This window comes from Phormidium pseudopriestleyi FRX01 (assembly GCF_017313335.1).
Taxonomy (GTDB): Bacteria; Cyanobacteriota; Cyanobacteriia; order Cyanobacteriales; family Laspinemataceae; genus Laspinema; species Laspinema pseudopriestleyi.
Genome location: NZ_JAFLQW010000171.1, coordinates 1 through 4,186, shown reverse-complemented (window position 1 = coordinate 4,186; position 4,186 = coordinate 1). Strand labels below are relative to the sequence as shown.

Annotated in this window: 3 protein-coding genes; 2 read left to right on the top strand and 1 reads right to left on the bottom strand. The window is 50.3% G+C overall.

Features of this window, described 5'->3' with window-relative positions; translation table 11 throughout:
- Nucleotides 1-1,205, bottom strand: a 1,205-nt coding sequence (larC, locus tag J0895_RS06280; RefSeq protein WP_207087256.1) for a nickel pincer cofactor biosynthesis protein LarC, incomplete at its 3' end; no start/stop codon positions are given.
- Between the two features lie 172 nt (nt 1,206-1,377).
- On the opposite strand from larC, the gene J0895_RS06275 reads away from it, so the two are divergent.
- Nucleotides 1,378-2,013: an L-threonylcarbamoyladenylate synthase gene (locus tag J0895_RS06275; protein WP_207087255.1), complete on the top strand. Its 636-nt coding sequence runs from the start codon at nt 1,378-1,380 to the stop codon at nt 2,011-2,013.
- 452 nt (nt 2,014-2,465) lie between these two features.
- Complete coding sequence (locus tag J0895_RS06270) at nt 2,466-3,746, top strand: HetZ-related protein (RefSeq protein WP_207087254.1); 1,281 nt, start codon at nt 2,466-2,468, stop codon at nt 3,744-3,746.
- The last annotated feature ends 440 nt before the right edge of the window (nt 3,747-4,186 follow it).

Below are 4,186 nucleotides of genomic sequence, written 5' to 3'. Positions count from 1 at the left end.
TGACTATCCGTGGCAACCTTGACCCGCACTTCCCCGAATGGGGTGGAAACAGTGTGGAGTTCCCGATGCAAAATCGATCGCTGTTGGGTCGAAATCCGAATCCCCAAGGTAGGTGTTTCTCGAAAAATCACCGCTTCACAGGCTTTTTGTTGTTCGGGATGACAAATCACTGTCAGCAAGATGCCGGTTCGGGATTTTTTCATCGCGATCGCCTCCGTAAAGGCATCCAAAGCACCCTCCGCAAATAATCGCTCTAAGGTATAGGCGATCGCCTGGGGATTAGCATCATCAATTTGAGTTTCCAGGACCGAAATGGTTTCAGTCACATTAGATTCGGGCGGATTGTGGGTTAACTCTCCAACCCACAGACGCAGGATATTGGGAATCGGCAAATCCCGAGAACCGGCACCTAATCCGATGGCACGAATCGTCATCGGTGGCGGATTCCCAAAGGCAGTGGCGAGGGTAACGGCGATCGCCGCGCCGGTTGGGGTGACTAATTCTTGGACAATCCCATTACTATAAACCGGCACCTGGCGCGATTGGAATAACGAGAGCACCGCAGGCACTGGCACCGGCAATCGTCCATGTGCTGCCCATACTGTACCCCCTCCCGTAGGCAACGGTGAGCAATACAACTCCTCAATTCCTAACCAATCTAATCCCAAGCAAGTCCCAACAATATCTACGATCGCATCGGTTGCACCCACTTCATGGAAATGCACCTGTTCCGGCGCAATCCCATGTACCGACCCTTCGGCAACGGCTAAAGTCCGAAAGACTTGCAAACTCCAGGTTTCAGCCCGTTTCGGTAACTGCGCCCCTTGAATCAGCGCCTCAATTTCCGGTAAGTGGCGAGTCGGGTGATGACTGTGATGATGTTTGTGATCATGCTCATGCTCATGATGATGCTCATGCTCATGCTTATGGGGGTGATGATGATGCTCATGCTCATGATGATGGTGGCGATCGCCCGAATCTGGATTAGACTGAGCAACAGTCTCAACCAGATCCACATGAATCTTCATCGCCTGCTGGGTGTTGCGGTGCACCCATTCTTGCCTGAGTTGGTATTCCGGACCAATACCGAGGCAGTCGAGTTGCTCCCTGAGATAATCAAACGGAACCCCAGCGCTCACCAGTGCGCCAAGGAACATATCACCAGCAATGCCGGTGGGACATTGAAGATAGGCAATTTTTTTCATCAATCCGCACAATAAATAGTCAAGAGCCTAGATTGTTCGCGAAATTGTCATTGGTCATTTGTCATTGGTCATTGGTCACTGGTCCCTTGACAAAGGACAAACGACAAATGACAAATGACTAATTGATGGGCAATCCAGTCCAAGTTAATTGTCACATTTGAATTCACCGATTATGGCAACTCTATACGAAATTCATCCGGAAACCCCCCAAGTTCGCAAAATCGAAGAAGTGGTGGATGCGCTGCAAAACGGTGCAGTCATGCTCTACCCCACGGATACGGTTTATGCGATCGGCTGTGATATTACCGTTAAAGGTGCGATCGAACGAGTTAGGCAGATCAAGCGACTCTCGAATGAGAAGCCGTTAACCTTTCTGTGTCCTTCATTATCCAATATTGCGGCCTACGCCACAGTCACCGATTCAGCCTATCGCATTATCAAGCGTCTGATTCCGGGACCCTACACCTTTTTGCTCCCGGCAACGAAGCTGGTCCCGAAGCTGGTGATGGACCCTAAACGGAAAACCACGGGTATCCGCGTTCCAGACAATCAGGTGTGCTTAGATTTACTCAGTGCCCTGGGAAATCCGATTATTTCGACTTCAGCGCATCTGCCCAGTAATCTTGAACACGATGGTTTCATCGGTAAGGCGGAGTTATTTGACCAAGTGGAAAAGCTGGTGGATGTGATTATCGATACTGGAGAAGATCCGGGATATCAAGTCTCTACCATTCTCGATTTAACCGACAACGAACCGGCGATCGTGCGCGAGGGTTTAGGGGCTGAATTGGTTGCGAGTGTGATTTGAGAGGGTATTGGGTTAATAAAAGAGCCCTGGCATCGTGAAGGATGCCAGGGCTCTTTTAATATTGCTCACCATTGGATCCGGATGAACCGCGTTCTCCAACGAAGAGGATCACGGAGATTTGATATCCAAGTTTTAAATGATACCTATGTGCCAGTTGTCAATGCGGAGTGGAGCGAATCAACCACTTTCTCCACTGTCCACCCGTAAAACCTTAGCCTTATGGCGATCGCAACCGAAAAAGAACAGACAGTGGTGCATCCTGTCCCGTTGTAGCAGTATGCCGGTTTAGAAAGAGGGATCTTCTCCCCACCAAAGTCGGCTCAATCTTGGGACAGTCTAAGTGTAGACAGCGCAGGGAACGAAGCAAGAGGCTCTACCGACAAGCGACCCTCTCCTCCTCTCCCCCAATGTCTGCGGTTCTTTAGTCCGGTGCGTTACCCGAGGCAAAACTCATGAACGTTAAACTAGCCAATTCGTCCAATTCCCGGAAAAACGATTCTCAAGTTCCTCCTGCTCCTCATACAACCGCAGGCACTCCTCAAGTCGAGACCCAATCTGGAGACCCCACCGAAGAACCCATCCTGGTACTCGGAATGGACACAGAACAGTTGAGCGAGCAAATCCTCGATGAACTCAGCCAAAAGCTCAAAAGCGGCAGCGGCTCGAAAAGCGCCCAAGAGGTGGCCTTACGGATTGCCAAAGAGGTGGAACGGATTTGCCGGAAAAGCAATCGGATTCAAAATTCCGGTGAAGTTCGCTCCTGGCAGATTACTCTATCCCGCCATCGCTTGCAAAAGTCTTTACATTACTACAAGCTCGGTTCTCGTCAAGGTCGGGTGGACCTCCATGCTCAACTCAGCTCGATGGTTTACCGTCACGTTGCTCACCTGCACTCTCGTCTGAGTTTCCAAGCGCGATACACTTTAATCGAAGATTTCTTGCAAGGGTTCTATATCGAGGTGTTGCGTGCATTCCGTCGTGAACATGAAATGCCCCTAACCTACACCCCTCGGACTCAGTTAGAACTGGCAGAGTATATGGCGTTTACGGAACATTACGCCAAGCGTCGGATTACCTTACCGGGTCGCTACAATCAACAACTGATTGTCCTGCGTGCTCAAGGGTTCGCTCAGGGTCAACCCCCGGAAACTCTGGTGGATATCGAACAGGCGATCGAGTTTCCCAAGGGTGAAGATGCCGAGGTTCAAAGTCGCTCCTACGCGGCACAGCAGGTCCGGGAAAAAATGATTTCTGAGATGGTGGACCCAGCCGAGGCAGTCTTGCGCGATCGCGTTGTCGCTGAGTTGATTCAATACCTGGAGTCTCAAGGTCAATCCGACTGTATCGATTACTTAGTGCTAAAACTGCAAGATTTGGCCGCTCCGGAAATCGACGAAATCCTCGGTCTGAGTACTCGTCAGCGCGACTACCTACAACAACGGTTCAAGTACCACGTTGAAAAGTTTGCTCGTTCTGGACATTGGAAACTGGTCCATCAATGGCTCGGTGCTGACTTGGATCAAAATCTGGGAATGCCTTTGCAGCAGTGGGATACTTTCCTCGGGGAACTCTCGGAAGAACAGCAGCAGCTTTTGAAGCTGAAGCGCTCTGGGGCCAGTGATGCCGAAATCGCTCAAGAGATTAAATGCACCCCCAAACAGGTTCAAAAGCGGTGGTCGGCACTTCTGGAAAAGGCTTGGCAATCTCGTAATACTGAATCTCAGGAGAAGTGATGCGCTGTGCCAATCACTACTAGGTTCCCGAATCATCGGTCTCTGTTCACGAGCGATCGCTCAATTCACAGGTGGGGGAACGGCAGACACCCTCCGACTGCCTCCTCTGTTTCCCCCCCCTTCCAGATTTCTGGATCCCCTTGTTGGTTCGATAGGGATCCGGTCCCTCGACTTCGAGGGCATATTCCCTGGATAACCAAGCCCCTGGCTTGGTTATTTTTGTGGAGTTTCCCCGGTCTATGTAATACCAAATCCAGTTATGATAGACCTTAAGAAAAGTTAGGCCAATTCGCCCCAAATTAGGGCCAGAAACCCAGTTTCTGATTCTCAGAATTTATATTTATGGGAAATCTCTCAAGGACCTGATTGGGGTTGAATGTTTCAGGTTTCATCAAACACAAGAGAAACACGGTAGGGCTGGTAGCCTCGCGCTCTAAAGA

Coding starts and splice junctions, on each gene's coding strand:
- J0895_RS06270 (WP_207087254.1), top strand. CDS start 2,466: ATGAACGTTAAACTAGCCAATTCGTCCAATTCCCGGAAAAACGATTCT.
- J0895_RS06275 (WP_207087255.1), top strand. CDS start 1,378: ATGGCAACTCTATACGAAATTCATCCGGAAACCCCCCAAGTTCGCAAA.